This is a genomic window from Legionella bononiensis (genome assembly GCF_016786215.1).
GTDB lineage: Bacteria > Pseudomonadota > Gammaproteobacteria > Legionellales > Legionellaceae > Legionella > Legionella bononiensis.
This window is the reverse complement of record NZ_JADOBG010000023.1, coordinates 93,042-109,817: the sequence shown is the minus strand read 5'-3', so window position 1 is coordinate 109,817 and position 16,776 is coordinate 93,042. Positions and strand designations below refer to the sequence as shown.

The window sequence follows — 16,776 nt, the reverse complement described above, 5'->3', positions numbered from 1 at the left end:
AAGTAGTCGGGAGAACCCGACTCATTTTTAATCGATTAAACTATTACTAATTACCTCTCAATCTACCACAGAGAAAAATTGCCATCAGTTTTAGATTGACTGACCATATACTTGATTGCTTCTATCACTTCATCAGTAGTGCATTGCTCACAACCACCATTTTTTACATGGTCTTTACCATTAACCGTATTTTCAATTAATACATCCATATTTTTTGCAATTAAAGGAGCCCAGACCTGTTTATCACCAATTTTGGGAGCGCCCAATTTACCTTCATTATGACAAACAGCGCAATTTTCATTGTACGTATTTTCACCATTTGAAGGATATTTTTCTGCTCCACCAGTTTTCAAATCAATCCATTGAGAACGTGTCAGTGATTCGTTAAGAATATAATCTACAGAGGAGATAATATCGTTATCGGAACACGTGACACAGGCTCCTTTGACCGGCATGGAGTTATAACCATGAATCACGTGTCGATACAAACCTGTTAAACCGCTGCTTTTTAATCGCATATACCAGTTTGCAGAATCACCAATCACTGGAGCGCTCATCTTATTATCCTGATGGCAAATGATGCAGGCTTTTAAATAAACCTGTCTTCCTCGTGCTAGCGAAGGAGGCATATCTGAAGGAGAGACGCCATAACGCTCCTCACTTTCTACTGTCTTAAGATAAGTAGCGATAGCCAGTCGATCAGCTTCAGTTAAATGACTTAAACTGTTGTGATTTACTTCAGCCATTGGGCCAGCGACAGGGCCAGCTTTGTTAATCAGCTCATTGTCCTTAAATACATCAGCAACCTGAGCATGTGTAGCGGACTCCAAACCATATTTAGTAATGTTTGGCGCCCAATAACCATCAATGAAACTTCCCGTTAAATAATATCTGTTTTTTGGTGCACCAAATACATTTAGCGGCGTATGGCACATGCTGCAATGACCTAAGGTGTCCACTATATATTTTCCACGATTCCATTCAGGTGATTGATCTGCTTGATACTCAATGGAGTTCTCTTCGGGAAAGAAAAACAGAATATTCCAGCCCCATAAGGAGAATCGTGCGCCAGGGACTCCGAAAGGAAAAGGTAATGCCTTATTTTTTAGATTGATAGCAGGGATGCTCATAAAATAAGCGTACAAAGCCCGAGCATCATCATCAGTCATCTTTGAAAAGTAAATGTAAGGGAATACAGGAAAATAATTTCTCCCTTTGGGATCACGGCCATCTTTAAGAGCTCGGATAAAATCCTGCTCAGTCCAGTTACCAATTCCTGTTTCTTTATCTGGTGTGATGTTTGGACTATAAAACGTTCCAAAAGGTGTTTCTATGGGTAATCCGCCCGCATAGGCGCCAGTTCCACCTTTAACATCAGTATGACAGGCGATGCAATCACCCATTTTTGCCAAATATTCACCGCGCTGAATTAATTCCTGCTGCGCGCCTGTTGCCGGAGCAGTAGGAGGATAGCTTGGGTAATAACCATCAATGAGTGGTTCTATGGGTTTATTAGTGGCATCTTCCGCATGTAACGTTTGACCAATGACACTAAGCATTGCTAATGAAATAGCAACAATAAACTTTTTTCTTAACAAAGAGCCCACGCTCCCTCCTATTTGTTCTTATTTTGTATGCTTCTCTTGAGGAGACAGAATAATTGTCGCATTTTATACTCCTCTATAGCCAAGATGCAATGTATTCAGGTTTTTAAATACCCCTTTATTCAGATGAAATGAATCAGTAAATCGCCTTGCATGTCACCACTTAATCAACATGATCAAATTAGCAACAACAAGAGATACTCCACGGCAAATTTATACTAACAGAATACCTACTTCACTGTTATAATGCCCACTTTTTAAAACTAGGAATATAACCATGACTTTCAAACCTGCAATGGAACTGACGCAGTTACAACAAGAAAATCGACATGTAGCTACTATTGATGGTCAAAAAATACTGTTCATCTGGCATAATGATCAAGTCCATGCAATCCAATCACAATGTCCTCATCTGAAGTTGCCTTTAGTAAAAGGAACTATTACTGAGGATTGCGCTATTATATGCCCCTTTCACAAGAGTGAATTTGATTTAAATACCGGTGAAGCTAAATGCTGGTCTCCATGGCCTCCAGTTGTAGGAACGTTGCTAGGAAAAATATCAAAAGAAAAAAACTTGAAGGTATATCCTACACAAATCGAGAATGGACAAATTATGGTTGATCTGTCGTAACCATTTGTCAGGATTTACTGAATTGGCAATGATATAAGATTGAGGAGCTCAGGATGAAAATTTTGAATGCGATGTTCTCCAAAGTTAACGGTGGATTGGAACAAGTATTTCTAAACTATATCCCAGCCCTCACCACGCAAGGCAACCAGGTCATTCCTGTCATTCACCCCAAGGCAGAGATCAAAAACAATTGTCCCCAGGAGCATTTGAAAACAATCCACAACTACAATCAACATGACCTCATTGCTATTTACCGATTGCGCAAACTCATTAAACGTGAAAATCCAGACTGTATCATTACTCACAGCTACAGAGCTGCTTATTTATTCAAAAAAACGAGAACCAAAGTTCCCAAAATTGCAGTATGCCATGTTCGTGGTCACTATGATTTTGGAACGGATGCAATCATTGCCATTACGGAACAGATGCGACAAGACATTATCAATTCAGGGATACCGGCAAATTCGGTTTATACTGTTCCCAACATGGTGCATATTCCTGAGGAATTAACTTTTAAAGAGCCCAAAGAATCCAGTGTACCGATTATCGGAGTATGTGCTCGATTCGCTAAAATCAAAGGGGTTGATATTTTTATCGAAGCCCTGGCTGAATTAAAAAAACGAAAAATTGCCTTCAAAGCAAAAATTGCAGGTGATGGCAAAGAAAAGGAACAATACGTCCAATTAATTCAACATCACGGATTAAATAATGAAATTGATTTATTAGGATGGATAGAAGACCGACACTCCTTTTACAAGAGTCTGGATATCTTTTGTCTTCCTTCTCGCGAGGAAGCCTTTGGCCTGGTTGTATTAGAAAGTATGATGCACTCTTTGCCCATGGTGCTTAGCAAGTTATCTGGACCGCTGGAGATTGTAGGTGATTCTCAAAGCGCACTTCTGGTACCACCTGAAGATCCAATCAGCATGGCCGACGCTCTAGAGCAAATTATTGCTGAGAAACAATTGGCAAAGCAGCTGGCGTTTAATGCCTTTCAACGCGTACAATGTTATTCCAGCAGCAATGTTGCTCCCATATTGCATCATGTTTTAGACACTGTGTGCCGTACTTATCAATCTCAATGACACAATACTGCCCTTAATTTAAGAATTTTTGTTCCTATCTACCCATTTCCATTCAGAATTCTTAACTGAATTATAGTGCTCTGACTCGATGAAACCATTTATCAATAGCTAACTGCAAATACTCTTTACAGAGTTCAAATCGCTCCCTTTGCCATTTTCATGGTCTCATAGTCTAAATTCAAATCATAAACACCGGTGCAAGTGACAAATATATGTTATAATCACCTGCCTTTTTATATTATTTTTTTTTAAATTTATGTTTATTTATTTCAATGGATTACTCTTGGGCTTGTCGTTAATCATGGCCCTGGGACCTCAGAATGTCTTTCTGATTAAACAAGGTGCGCGCAGAAATCATGCTGCATTATCCGCTATGATATGTTTTATCTGCGATATTATTCTAGCCTGTGCCAGTGTAGCTGGCTTGCATCAAATACTATTAGTTCACCCCACCCTGCAAATATGGCTGGTTTGGTTTGGCGCCGCGTTTCTACTTTATTATGCTATAAAAGCGTTCCGAAGTGCGTTCACGCATCATAAAAAAGAATCCGACAAGACACCTCAACCTCATAACAGAATTCAGATTGTCTTATTTGCCTTGGGCTTCAGTTTATTGAATCCTCATGCCATTATCGATACGCTGGTCATCATCGGCAGCGGAAGCAGCCAATTTCCAGATCATAAAATGGCCTTCTTATTAGGGGTTATCTCTTCAAGCCTGTTATGGTTTAGTTCGTTGACCATGACTACACGTTATTTTTCCAATATCCTGACCAAAACTACCGTATGGCAAGGTATTGAATTGTTTAGTGGCGTATTGATGACATTTATCGGAATTAAACTCGTCTTGAGTAGTTTTTAAAAGGGGATGGGATATAAATAGAAAGGGCCAATCAGTGTGTCGCCAATTGACCCAGTGGAATGACACATAGCAAGTCCAACCTCGCAAAGTGAATATCTCATATTATACCCAATAATGTCAATATTTTTACCTTATTTACCAAACCTATCTCAAATCAATGGGTATTTTTTTGAACGTTGGTTGCGAAATCAAGCGGTCGCATCCGAAATTGTAAGTGTACTACTGGCATTACTCTGATGATAAAGGGACAGTACTCAAAAAGATAAATATCCTCTATCGCATGGTTCGCTATGCTGACTTCAGTGTCCCAACAGGATATAAAGTGATTATAAAAAGATATCGCCTATTGATATAAAAATCAGACAAACGAGAAGAAAGTTATCGGTGATTAAAAATATGGCCGCTTCAATTTGATCGTGCGTCACATGAGTTATTAACCAACAAGCAAGCGGCAAATTCCTTAACACTTCATCACCAGACATTGAGTTTCAGCTACCTCCACAATAAGGTGCTGACTATCCTTAAAGTATTCCTTAAAGGCTTTTTTTACTCCAGGCGTATCATCAATATCATAACAAACTGAATTATAATTATGAGAAATTAAACGCCCGCCCACGGACATCCGCGGCCAGAAGAATTTTAATGCCTCCAAAGTAAGTTGATATAAATCCACATCTAAATTTACAAAAGAAAAGGACATTGACTTAAATTGTTCAGGAATACTTTGTGGAAAAATTCCTGGAATGATTTCAACATTAGAGTATTCAGACAAGAACTCTTGAACACCTTCCACGGATGTGTCTCGATGCGTTTTTCTACCCCAGGCATCCGCATCAGTTGAAACCTCCGTCATTGGCATTCCAGTAAAGGTATCAAAAAGATATAGCGCCCGATCTCCTTTTGCCTCACAAAGAATAACAGCAGATCCTCCTTTATAGACACCCACTTCAGCCATCACTCCGGGAATCATCGATGTTGCCTGAACACTGGAATATAATTGATAGGCTTCCTCAATAGTTAAAGATTCTCCTCGCCCTTGTCGCTTCTCAATAGCGGCTAGATAGTCCTTGGAGTATTTTTTTAGATTTCTTCCAGCACTTGTTCGAGTTTTATCCTGTAATTTGTTCATTTGTTAATCCTTTTGTTTCACGTGACCGTTTATTACAGATGCTATTTTTTCCAGATTATCATCTTTCATGATATCGAAATGTGATCCGGGAACATCATAAAACTCAACCTTGCGTGCAAACTGAGACCATCCCTCATGCAAATCACCATAACTTGCTTGTGCAGCAAATAACACTACATCGCACTCGTTAGGTTGAATGGAATAGTTCGCAATCGCAATTCGCTCGGATTCATATACTTTGTAGTATTTTTCTTTCAGAGATTCATTCATTTTAGCAATGTCCATAAGCTGAGACAGGTAGCGTTCAAATGCAATTTCAGATGCATTAAAGAAATGGTTAGCCAAATGTACGGGTGTATCCACTAAATACAATTTCTCGATAACTATAGATTTTTTTGCCAATTGATGCGCTACTTCCCAAGCAAGAAGCCCCCCCATGGACCATCCTCCCAGACAAATTTTATTATGGGCTGGAAAGTCCTGCAAAATAGCTAAAATGACCGCGCTGTAAAATCTGGCTAACTCAGACAAATCAGACACCGAAGAATAACCACTATGTAAATTATACGATTCGAGAGAATAAATCGGGCGATCAGAACCAAGACGATTAGCAAGTTCTATATACGTTTCAGCTCCGCCCAACAGTGGCGGAAATAAAAATAACGGTGTATTAGTGGCTTCTTCGCTCCACGACAAGACAGGCTTAAACTGAGGTTGGCTTCCCAGGGTAACCTGATTCAATTGCACGGAGTCAGAAGGTATTTGTTTTAGCGTCTGCTCTATATCATGTAGTGTATTGCGTAGTATATTGGTAAAATACCGAACAGAATCAGCACCAAATGTATTCGCGTCATAAGCTATTTTTAGTTCCAGGCCATTAGAACCTATCCACCCATTTATATTCACATCGAAAAATCGATGGTTTTGGGAAGAGGACTCTACTCCGCACGCTAAATCGCTTTGAGAAAATAAAGCCTTTTGTCTTGTAATTTCATGACGTCCCAAGAAATTAATACCAATTCGATATTTTTGTGATGGTTCAAACACCTCCTCATGAGTGCCACCATAACGTATCAAACCATACCCAATGCCCTCATCAGGAATGAGCCTCTTGCGTTGCAACCACAACAGGAGGTTGGTTCTTGATTGATTCTCATCATGATTGGCAACAGGAGCACCAGCCATTATTGGATATAAACTGGTAAACCAACCTACCGTGCGCGTCAGATCAACCCCTAATAAATCACCAACCCGCCCGTGGCCTTCTTTATAACAAATAAATTCATCATCCAAGGTGGACTGACATGCATTATAAACGGCAACAAAAATAATATCGTCAATGGAAATATCAGAGCGTTTCGCCAAGGCTTTACCAAGAGTTTGAGTAACTTTCTTTCCTAAACTCAAGGAGCAGCTGGCAGCGCTGTATTGTAGTTGATTGTTTTTTTCTTCTCTGGATTTCAGCAGTTTATCGGATTGCACAATACTGTGCCAAAAATTGTTCTGCAGCTTGCAAGACCATGAGTTTTTGTAGGTTTCAAGTGCCAAGACCCAATCATAAAAAGAAGATGTTTTAGATGGCAAATCCGCATCAACTCCCGCAAGTTTTGCTTTGTATATTAATTCCAAATCATTGATGATTAAATGCCAGGAAACAGTATCAACAACCAGATGATGAATTACAAGAAACAGTAAATCCTTAGTTCCCTCTGCCATTGGAACAAGCGCAGCACTTATGAGAGGTCCATTTTGAATATTTAAACCAGCTTGTAATTGAGTAAACGCCGCCTGCAACTCACCCTCTTCCCACCCGCCAGAGGGTCCACATGGTTTTAATACAAATAGGGGAATATCTTGGGTAGTGACCTTATTTTGATAGGTCTGTTTCCATTGTCCCTTTTTATCATCACTAAATCGAATCCGCAGTGCATCATGATAGCGAACCAACTCAATCAGTGCCTGCTGTAAAAATTCAGCATGTATGGAATCGTTCGCCCTGAGCAAAACCGATTGATTATAATGATTAGGCTGAGCTAAATCACGGGCAAAAAACCAATGCTGGATTGGACTCAATGGAAAGGGGTCTGAGGGGATTGGTCGAGCCCCAATTTGCTTTTGATGAAACGATGCCAAATTCACTAAATCCTTAAGGGTTGAAGCGATAAAAAAATCTTTTGGGGTTAAATAAATTCCCTTCTCTCTTGCCTTGGAAATGGCAACAATAATCAGGATAGAGTCCCCCCCCAAATCAAAAAAATTATCCTCTAAATAGATGCTTTCACGGCTCAGCACATTCTCCCAGATCTGAGCCAAGATAACTTCAACCTCAGTCTGTGGTTCTGAACGATGTAGCTCATCATTTTTTAGATCGGTGGGCGATGGCAAGGCTGCTTTATCCACTTTGCCTTGAACGGTAAGCGGGATCCTGGGAACTTGAATAAGATAAGCAGGAATCATGTAATGGGGCAGAAAATCACGTAACTGAGAAAATATATCAGCACTGTGCATGATTTTATCTGCCACATAATAAGCAATTATTTTAGGGGTCATTACAATACTGTAATCTACCAAAACCACTGCATGGGTGATTCCTGGAATTTTAGACAGGCAGGTTTCAATTTCACCAAGTTCAATCCGAAAACCACGTATATTTACCTGATTATCATTCCTGCCATGATAAATTACCTCACCATTAAGTAATAACTTACCGCGATCACCCGAGCGATACAGGCGCTCCCCAATTCGGTAAGGATGGTTAATGAACCGTTCTGCAGTAAGTGTTTCGTTATAAAGATAACCATACCCCAGCCCTGCGCCTCCCACATATATTTCTCCTTGCACTCCAGGAGGAAGAAGATTTTGATGCTGATCCATAATGTACATCAGCGTCGTGGGAATAGACTTACCAATGTTGCTGCGATTATGGAGAATATCCTCCAATTGAATTTCTTTATAAGAAACATGAACGGTTGTTTCTGTAATACCGTACATATTAATCATTTTCATGTGTTGGTATTTTGTTACCCACTCCAGCAAGTACCGCGTATCTAACTTTTCACCCCCAAAAATCACCATCCGCAATGCATCCAAAGAAGGATAATCTTGAGCAACTACTTCCTGGCTTAAACTAAAAAATGCAGTGGGGGTTTGATTTAAGACGCTAATCCTTTCCATCCTTAATAACTCTAGAATTCGGGAAGGATTAAGAGTATCGTCTTTGGCAACGAGGACAATACAGCCACCGAATAGCAATCCGCCAAAAATTTCCCACACCGAAAAATCAAAATGATAGGAATGAAATTGCAGCCAACGATCTGTTGCAGAAAAAGGAAATAAAGCCTCATCATTCAAAAACAGCCTAATCACATTTTGATGACTGATAGTAACGCCCTTCGGCACTCCTGTTGTCCCAGAAGTATAAATACAATACGCGGCATCTGAGCTTTTAAGATCAGAGCCAGGATTCTCCTGACTATAGAGATGTAATTCTTGTTTAATGCAATTCCAGTCTAAAACATGTGCAACATGTTCAATGAGCTGTTCTGAATTCAAGAGGCCGGAAATAAGATATTGAACTTTTGAATTATCAATGATGTATTGATTACGACGTTCTGGAGCATGAACATCCAAGGGTAAATAAGCAGCTCCCGTCTTTAACACCGCCAAAATGACAACTATCATATCCATTGAACGAGGCATGAGTAATCCTACCAGCATCTCACGACCCACTCCATGATGCTTTAAGTAATCTGAGAGTTGATTTGTCATCCGGTTAAGATCATCATAGGTCATTTCATTTTGGTCAAAACGAAGAGCTATATGATGCGGGTACAAACAGACCATTTCCTCAAAACGCTGAACAATCGTTAAAGTTTTAGGAAAATTAATGTCTGGACGATTCCACACCTCTAATTGAATACGTTTTTCTTCTTCACTTAACAAGTCAATGTCTTCAATCCGTTCATAAAGTAATCTGGGAAGATTTTGCAGCAGCGCAATGTAATGCCTTAACAATTGCCGCGCTGATTCTTCATCATAAATATCGCGATTATAAATCACATCAATTGCAGAGCATGAGGAACCGGCTTTAATAAAAAACACGTAATCATATTTACCATAACCCAGATAATTCACGAGATGTTTGTAGGAATTCGGCGTTAAATTAGCTTCATCACCCTCTGATTGCATATATTTAAACAAAACATCAAAAAGAGCAGTGCGACTCATATCTTTCTCAGGATTTACCATTTTAACGAGCTGATCAAAAGGCAATCCCGAATACAGATCCGCCAAATCACAGAGCTGTTTTAATTTGAAAAAATGAGTTTTTAATTCATCATGCCGTTCCAGAATACTGCGAATCACAGTCAAATTCCCTAACGGACCTATGGTATAGGCAAGATCTGAACAAATCCGATTATCATGTTCCCGACCAACAACTACCTCATTGGTGCTTGAATATTGAGCAAGAACAACCTGAAGACTCCCTAGAAATACCTCCTCCTCAGATACATTACTATTCAATGCTACCTGCTGCACTCCTAACAACAAATCTGGAGAAATTTCAGCACTAATTTTCGACTGACTATAACGATGAACAGGGGGTCGTGAATGATCCTCTGGTAATTTCAGCGCCTGTAAGGGAAGAGCTAATTGCCAACGCCAATAAAAAAAGAGGCGATCAATCAATTCTGAAGATAAATGACGTTGCCATAAAGAAAAATCCATAAATGCCAATGTTGACGAAGCTTGTTCTGTGGCCAAATTCAGATAGCAGTCCCCAATTTCATCTGCAAGAATACGAGTAGATTGAAAATCACACACACTATGATGTACCGTTAGTACCAAAATAAAGTGCTGCTCCTGTTGTAAATAAATGTCTACCCGCAAACGATGTTCATCAATAGCAAAAGGTTTATTAGCATCTTTAGCAACAACTGCCAATATTTCTTCCAAATTTAAATGACTCATTTGTTGAACATTAAAGTTAATGCCTTCAATTGCCTCTTGAACATCCAGGATCCGAAAACAATTCTGCCCATCCTCTTCTGTAAAAATCCCACGTAGAACAGCATGTTTTTTTAACACAGCCTCAACAACCCGATGTAATTTCCCCAGATCCAAGTCTGCAAAAAATTGCACAACAATTGGAATATTATGGTAACTTGGGGCTAAATCGTAAACAATTCCCGTTTCAAATTGATCAATAAATCGTAGTCTTTCCTGATGGTATGATAGGGAAATATCGTTACGTTCCACATCCATGAACTGAACGCTTGGCGGTTGATGATAAGCAAGATCCTCATGTTTAAAAAACTGATAAAGAAGATGATCAAGAGACTGTGAGCTGTCTGATTCAATAAAAATACCTAACAGATTTTTGTACCGACGAGAGACGCGCTCTATTGCTACTTTATCAAAACACTCCCCATCCCAAACAAAGCGTAACTCAACTTCAGCTTTGGGTATAACAAAGAGGGTAAATGGATAATTATTTTTTTCATAAGTCTTCTTTTCCAGTAAATGAAAACGATCATGCTTTACCCACGCAGTGTTGATGGGATAATTTTCAAACGCAAATAAACTTGAAAAGAGTGAGGCCTTGGGATCAAGAGCTGTTTCTTGTTGAATTTCTTTTAAGGAAACATTGGAATACTTCACCAGTTTTTGCGACATCAGGTTAAGTTCGTGCAATTGTTCGATTATGGGTTGATTTAATTTTAAGGAAATACGCTTGGGCAAAGTAGCAATAAACAATCCCACCATATATTCACTATGGGTCATTCCCTCCAAATGACGAATCGAAGACACATTACCTAAGACAATATCTCGTTCACCATTATATAAATACAACAAAACCGCCCAGGTATATTCCATAAACGTGCTCAGAGACACATGAGCAGCTTTAGCACATTGACGGCATTTATCTGAAAGCGCCCCATCGAGGTGAGTTGATAAACGCGAAACTGATTTTATCTGCTTGTGAACATCCAAGGCATTATTTGCAAATCCCAAGGTAGTTGTCTGGTCAAAACCTCGCAAATAATCATGCCAAAATTCTTTGCATTCTTCTTTATTGGTTTGATAAAAAACAGTTACAAAGGAGCCATAACTCGCAACTTTAGATCCATTCTTCTTCGAATTATTTGCATTAATATATTTTTTAACAACCTCATCAATCAAAAGCGAGATGCTCCATCCATCTAAAAGAAGATGATGATGCGTAAAAACACAAGCAAAAGTGTTCTCTGAAAACCGGATCAGTGATATACGATATAAGCCATCCTGGGTGAAATCAAACCCCTGCTGCCGATCTTTATAAAGAAACTCCTGGTACAGCTCTTCAATTTTTACCTCAGTATATTCCTGCCAATCGAACTCGTTCCATTTTAACTTTCGAGCGGCATAAACGACCTGAAAAGGCCTTTCAACATCTTCCCAAACAAAACGAGTACGAAAAACATCATATTTTTCAACAAGTTGTTCCCAAGCTTGCTTAAAATCTATTGAATTAAAGTCCTCTGCACTAAATTTCATACAAACCTGGGTACAATAAACATCATCCCCGGGAGAAGACACACTATGAAACAACATCCCTTCTTGCAATGGAGTCAGTGGAAAGGCATGTTCCATGCCCCCATTCTTTGATAATTTATCGATGGTGTCCTGGGTAATGTTGATTTGATTAAAGTCAGAAGGAGTTTTCGTGGATGAACTTTGAGCAAGACAATGCGCTACAAGTTGATCTAAAGATACATTAAACAGCTCTGCAAAATGGCGTACTGACTCCTCTCGATAGTTTTTAGGACTATAACGAACACGCATCGTAAATTGATGATCCAGAATTGCAGCATTCAGATCGAGTTGAAATGGTGAACGATGATTTTGGGAACGCTCCCTCCCTTTATTTTCGGAAGCTAATGAAAGCAGCCATCCCTCATTAAAAGAACTATCAAGTTGTCCTAAATAATTGAAACTGACATTACATGCAATATTAAGGGTGCATTCATTTAAATAGCACCATAAAGGTCCAAATCCAGCACCTTGATTTGGAACCTTGCGGATCTGCTCCTTAATCGATTTAATTATCTCCGCGTAGTTATCGGAACAATCCGTTTTAAATGTCAGCTTTTGTGGAAAAAACGAAGTAAACCAGCCAACAGTACGAGAAATATCTACATCTGGTGTGATAGGCTCTCGACCATGTCCTTCCAAATTAAACCAGAGTTGTTCTATATGCTGCCAGCGCCAAAAAGCGAGCGATAATGCCGCCAGCAATAAATCATTCATTCGCGTGTTATAAGCAACATGAGCTTGCGTCAATAAATTTTGGGTCTGTTCTTTAGTCCAGCTTATATGGACAAGTTCTGTTTCATGACGTTTAGGAAAATAATCCGGATTTAACTCTACTGGAACAGGCCTATATCCAGAACATATTTTTTCCCAATAAGGTAATTCGTTTTGCAATGTTGAATTAGCAGCCTGTTGCAGCCCTTCTACCCAGGAACGATAAGAAGATGTTTTTTTGGGTAAACTGATGGTTTTTTTCATTTCCAACTGTTCAATTAAAGCTTGGAAATCCTCAAGAATAATTCGCCAGGAAACCGTATCAACAACGAAATGATTGATTGCAAGAAACAATCTCATATCCTTAGGTTCAGGTCCTTCAATTAAGACGGCTACCATCACAGGACCTTGCTCAATATCAAGTGATGCTTGATAAGAATCACATACGTCCTCTATGTCTTGCTCTTTTTGGACTTTCACCTGATGCAAAAACGGTGCAAACGCATGATCCTGCGCGTCATAAAAAGTCACATCCGTCGTCTGATGACCTTTACGCAAGCGTAAGCGCAAGGCATCGTGATGGTTCACCAACTCTTTTAACGCTACTTCTAAAGAGTTCTGTGCCACTGTTTTTTTAAATTTAAATAAGAACGACTGATTAAAATGAGAGGGGTTATCGGGTTGTTTACTAAGAAACCAGGCCTGTGGTGGTGACAAAGGGAATGTTCCACTTGCCAAACCCTGATCAATTATAAGCGCCTTGCTTTGATGAGCAATTTTAGCAAGCTCATAAACTGTGGGATATTGAAATAGATTGTGGGCTTCAAAACTTAATCCTAAGGTGCGTGCTTTAGCTACAACCTGGATACCCAGAATTGAATCACCACCAAGACTAAAGAAATTATCATTGATGCCAATCTGAGACTGACCAAGTACTTCCGCCCAAATCTGCGCTAATTGCTGTTCTTCCTGCGTTACAGGCGCAACAAAATCTTCTTGCAACTCAAAAACCTCTCTATCCAAAAGAGGCAAAGCAGCACGATTTAATTTGCCATTATGGGTCAAAGGAATCTCTGTCAGTTCAATAAAGACATGGGGAATCATGTACTGAGGTAATTCTTGCAGTAATTGAGTACGCAAGAATTCCGTATTTATCGGTTCATCAATATTAAGTGGCACACAGTAAGCGATGATTTTCTCTTTACCTTCGTCGCCTTGAAGCGCGATCGCACTCTGCTTCAATTCTGGCTGGTTGTTCAGTACCCTTTCTATTTCCGTCAAATCAATCCGATGTCCGTGATACTTGATTTGAGCGTCCTTACGCCCAAGAAAATGAATCAGTCCATCCTCACGCCAAATACCCCAATCACCAGTATGATAAATTCGTTCCGCTCTATCGATCGGGTTGGATACAAAACGCTGTTGGGTTAATTCTTTATCACTTCTATATCCACAACCAACACCCATACCTCCAATACATAATTCACCTGGAACCCCAATACCTTCTAAACGATTTTCTTTGCTCAGAATATATACTTTAAGATTAGGAACAGGAGTACCAATGGAAAATTCCCTTGGGACTTCACTCAGCGATGAACCTGATGGCAAGGTAAAACAAGTCACAATATCCGTACATTCAGTAGGACCATAACTATTATGTAAATTTGCGGCATAGAAACCGCTTGCCATCCACGCAGCCAATTTTGGCAATTGCAGTTTCTCCCCACCAAAAACTATATGCTTCAAACTGCTCATGCATTGAAAATTGTCAGCCTCTGCTTCATCGAGCAATAGACGAAATACACTGGGAGTACAGGTTAAATGAGTAATTTTTTTACTCTCGATGATGGTTAAAATCGCCAAAATATCAAAATGCCCCTCAGGCAAAAAATGCAACTCTGCGCCTAAACAAATAGGTGTAAGAATGTTTTTTTGGGTCAGATCAAAACTAAAGGAGGAGATTATTAAAAATTTGCTGTCTAACTCAATCGGAGTAGTCTCTTCACACCAGCGAATGACGTTGCTAACCGACTGATGATATACAGAAGCTCCTTTAGGAACACCTGTAGTACCAGAGGTGTAAATGGTATAAACCAGCTCATGAGGTGTAATAGAATCTGCTTTGAAATCTTTTGAATAATGCTCTAAATGTGGTACCTCTTCTGCATAGGAACACAAAGTTATTGCAGCAGGTAGTTCTTTTGAGGACAATGTCGCATTAGCGTCAGTTATCCATAACGTAACACCTGCGTCAATAACCGCTTTTTGCTGTCGAGCTATAGGCCAATCCTGATGTAAAGGAACATAATGAGCGCCAAGCTTTAAAATACTGAACATCAGCACCACTGCCGCAGAGGGTTCTGTGAGTAAAAAAGCAATCGCATCACCCTGGGTAACCTGATAGTTACTGTGGAGTAAATTAGCCCATTGATTCGTCAACGCTTCAAAGGCCGCAAAAGACAAAGGCAGTCCATCATGCTCAAGGAGTATTTTGTCACTGTTGAAACAGGGATTGGCGTAATAAATTGACAAGACCGTTTTATCACGTTCTTTAACCGGCCCTTGAGACCATCGTAGAATTTTTATGCGCTCTTCCTCTGAAAGATAATCACATTCAGAGGGACTTTTATCAATATGCTGAATGATCCAGTTTAGAACCCCCTCATAATGGTACAATAATCTCTTCCCATTCAATTGAAATGAGATATCAGGCGCTAATTGAAGTTTCAACCACAAACATTGATCAAGCTCATCGAATACCTGCAAAGTAACAGGAACATTAGTTTTTTCCTGAATCGTGCGATTATGCCAAGGTGTAGCGTCGGACAAGGCTTTCTTTCTGCCAGGATAATTTTCAAAGAGAAACAGGCTGGAAAAAAAATCAACTCCGGCTTCCAGTTCAGTATATTTACGCAAGTCCACTAATTTGAGAAACCCGTACATATTTGCCTTTTGAATATCAATATGCACTTGTTTTAAATGTTCAAACACGGATAGTCGTGCAGTGATCTTTACTCGAAATGGTAACGTATTAATGCACATGCCAATAATATGTTCTGCATCATCTATAGTGGCCGTCCTTCCTGAGGACACCATCCCAAATAAAACATCATTTGAGCCTGAATAGATGCTGAGCAGGAGTCCCCAGGAAAATTGCATCAAGGCATTAATGGTGATTCCATTGTTGCGAGCAAACTCAACACAAGCTTTTGAAAAAACAGGATCAAGTCTATGTTCAAAAATTGATGCTTGTTTTGTACCAAGAGTTCTCGTTATAACCTCTTGATTTAGCCTGACGGGTAAAGAGTTTGCTTCTGCAAATCCACGCAGATGTTCTTTCCAGAATTGCAGGCCTGCGCGAGAGTCCTGCTTTTCCAACCACCCCACCAAAGACGAGTGACTGGGACCGCTTGAGTGAACATGAGATAGTTCTCCAGATACACCCTCAGAATAAAGCGCTTCAAGCTCTTGAAAAAGTAAAGTGGATGACCAACCATCGAGGATTAAATGATGATGAGTAAAAACAAACCTGCAAGGTTTACCGTTTACTTTTATCAAAATCAGTCGGATCAAAGGAGCTTGCATCAAATCAAAGCCTGCTCTCCAATCATTAGCCAGAAAAGTATCAAGATCAGCTGATGTATCTTTAATATCGTATTCAAACCATGGCAATTCAACCTCATCAACGATTTCTTGCTGTGGCCTATCCAACTGTTGCCAAATAAATCGTGTCCTTAATACATCATAGCGATCGAACAGAATCTGCCAGGCTTTTTTAAAGACATGAAGATCAATGTTATGTTCAATTTCCCAACATTTTTGTTGGCAATAAAGAGATAAATCATTAGAGCTATCCAAACTATGAAAAAGCAATCCCTCCTGCAGAGGGGTAAGGCCATACATTTTTTTAGTTGAATTACTATTTGAAAGATGCTTGAGCTTTTTAAGAATCTCTTCTTTATTCTGCTTCAGGAACAACCGATACTCAGGGACAAGATCACACCCTTTTCTTACATGGCATATGAGCTTTCCGTCTTGCTCGGTTAGAAGGATATGTTCTTTTTTAAGAGCACGAAAAAAATCATCTACAGTCATCATGGATCCATAGCCTTTTTTTATATTTAGCGCAGATGCCCCCGGGTATTAAAATTAAGTATAGATTAAAATAGTAACGCTAT

6 protein-coding genes and 1 pseudogene are annotated in these 16,776 nt (G+C 39.6%); 4 read left to right on the top strand and 3 right to left on the bottom strand.

Features of this window, described 5'->3' with window-relative positions; all coding sequences use genetic code 11:
- Window positions 1–62: 62 nt before the first annotated feature.
- On the bottom strand, window positions 63–1,559 hold the full coding sequence (locus IZU94_RS17225; RefSeq protein ID WP_238400579.1) for a c-type cytochrome: 1,497 nt from the start codon (window positions 1,557–1,559) through the stop codon (window positions 63–65).
- Between the two features lie 322 nt (window positions 1,560–1,881).
- Between IZU94_RS17225 and IZU94_RS17220 the strand changes: the two genes are divergently transcribed.
- The 4 genes and pseudogenes from IZU94_RS17220 to IZU94_RS18530 form a co-directional block, all read left to right on the top strand.
- Window positions 1,882–2,235 carry a Rieske (2Fe-2S) protein gene (locus tag IZU94_RS17220; RefSeq protein ID WP_203113673.1) on the top strand — a complete coding sequence of 118 codons (354 nt, stop codon included), beginning with the start codon at window positions 1,882–1,884 and terminating at the stop codon, window positions 2,233–2,235.
- Between the two features lie 53 nt (window positions 2,236–2,288).
- Window positions 2,289–3,320 (top strand): glycosyltransferase family 4 protein, encoded by a 1,032-nt coding sequence (locus IZU94_RS17215; protein WP_203113672.1) that lies wholly within the window; start codon window positions 2,289–2,291, stop codon window positions 3,318–3,320.
- 256 nt (window positions 3,321–3,576) lie between these two features.
- On the top strand, window positions 3,577–4,182 hold the full coding sequence (locus IZU94_RS17210; protein ID WP_203113670.1) for a LysE/ArgO family amino acid transporter: 606 nt from the start codon (window positions 3,577–3,579) through the stop codon (window positions 4,180–4,182).
- A 223-nt stretch (window positions 4,183–4,405) separates the two neighbouring features.
- A pseudogene (locus IZU94_RS18530) lies at window positions 4,406–4,578 on the top strand (IS701 family transposase); the annotation flags it as partial.
- Between the two features lie 64 nt (window positions 4,579–4,642).
- Here the strand turns inward: IZU94_RS18530 and IZU94_RS17205 are convergent.
- Both IZU94_RS17205 and IZU94_RS17200 read right to left on the bottom strand, forming a co-directional pair.
- Window positions 4,643–5,311: a TylF/MycF/NovP-related O-methyltransferase gene (locus IZU94_RS17205; protein WP_203113668.1), complete on the bottom strand. Its 669-nt coding sequence runs from the start codon at window positions 5,309–5,311 to the stop codon at window positions 4,643–4,645.
- A 3-nt stretch (window positions 5,312–5,314) separates the two neighbouring features.
- The gene (locus IZU94_RS17200; RefSeq protein ID WP_203113666.1) at window positions 5,315–16,696 is read right to left on the bottom strand and encodes a non-ribosomal peptide synthetase; all 11,382 of its coding nucleotides are present in this window, start codon (window positions 16,694–16,696) and stop codon (window positions 5,315–5,317) included.
- Between the last annotated feature and the right edge of the window lie 80 nt (window positions 16,697–16,776).

Excerpts from the sequence above, each read along its gene's own strand:
- IZU94_RS17225 (WP_238400579.1), bottom strand. The coding sequence starts at position 1,559 with ATGCTTAGTGTCATTGGTCAAACGTTACATGCGGAAGATGCCACTAAT.
- IZU94_RS17220 (WP_203113673.1), top strand. The coding sequence starts at position 1,882 with ATGACTTTCAAACCTGCAATGGAACTGACGCAGTTACAACAAGAAAAT.
- IZU94_RS17215 (WP_203113672.1), top strand. The coding sequence starts at position 2,289 with ATGAAAATTTTGAATGCGATGTTCTCCAAAGTTAACGGTGGATTGGAA.
- IZU94_RS17210 (WP_203113670.1), top strand. The coding sequence starts at position 3,577 with ATGTTTATTTATTTCAATGGATTACTCTTGGGCTTGTCGTTAATCATG.
- IZU94_RS17205 (WP_203113668.1), bottom strand. The coding sequence starts at position 5,311 with ATGAACAAATTACAGGATAAAACTCGAACAAGTGCTGGAAGAAATCTA.
- IZU94_RS17200 (WP_203113666.1), bottom strand. The coding sequence starts at position 16,696 with ATGATGACTGTAGATGATTTTTTTCGTGCTCTTAAAAAAGAACATATC.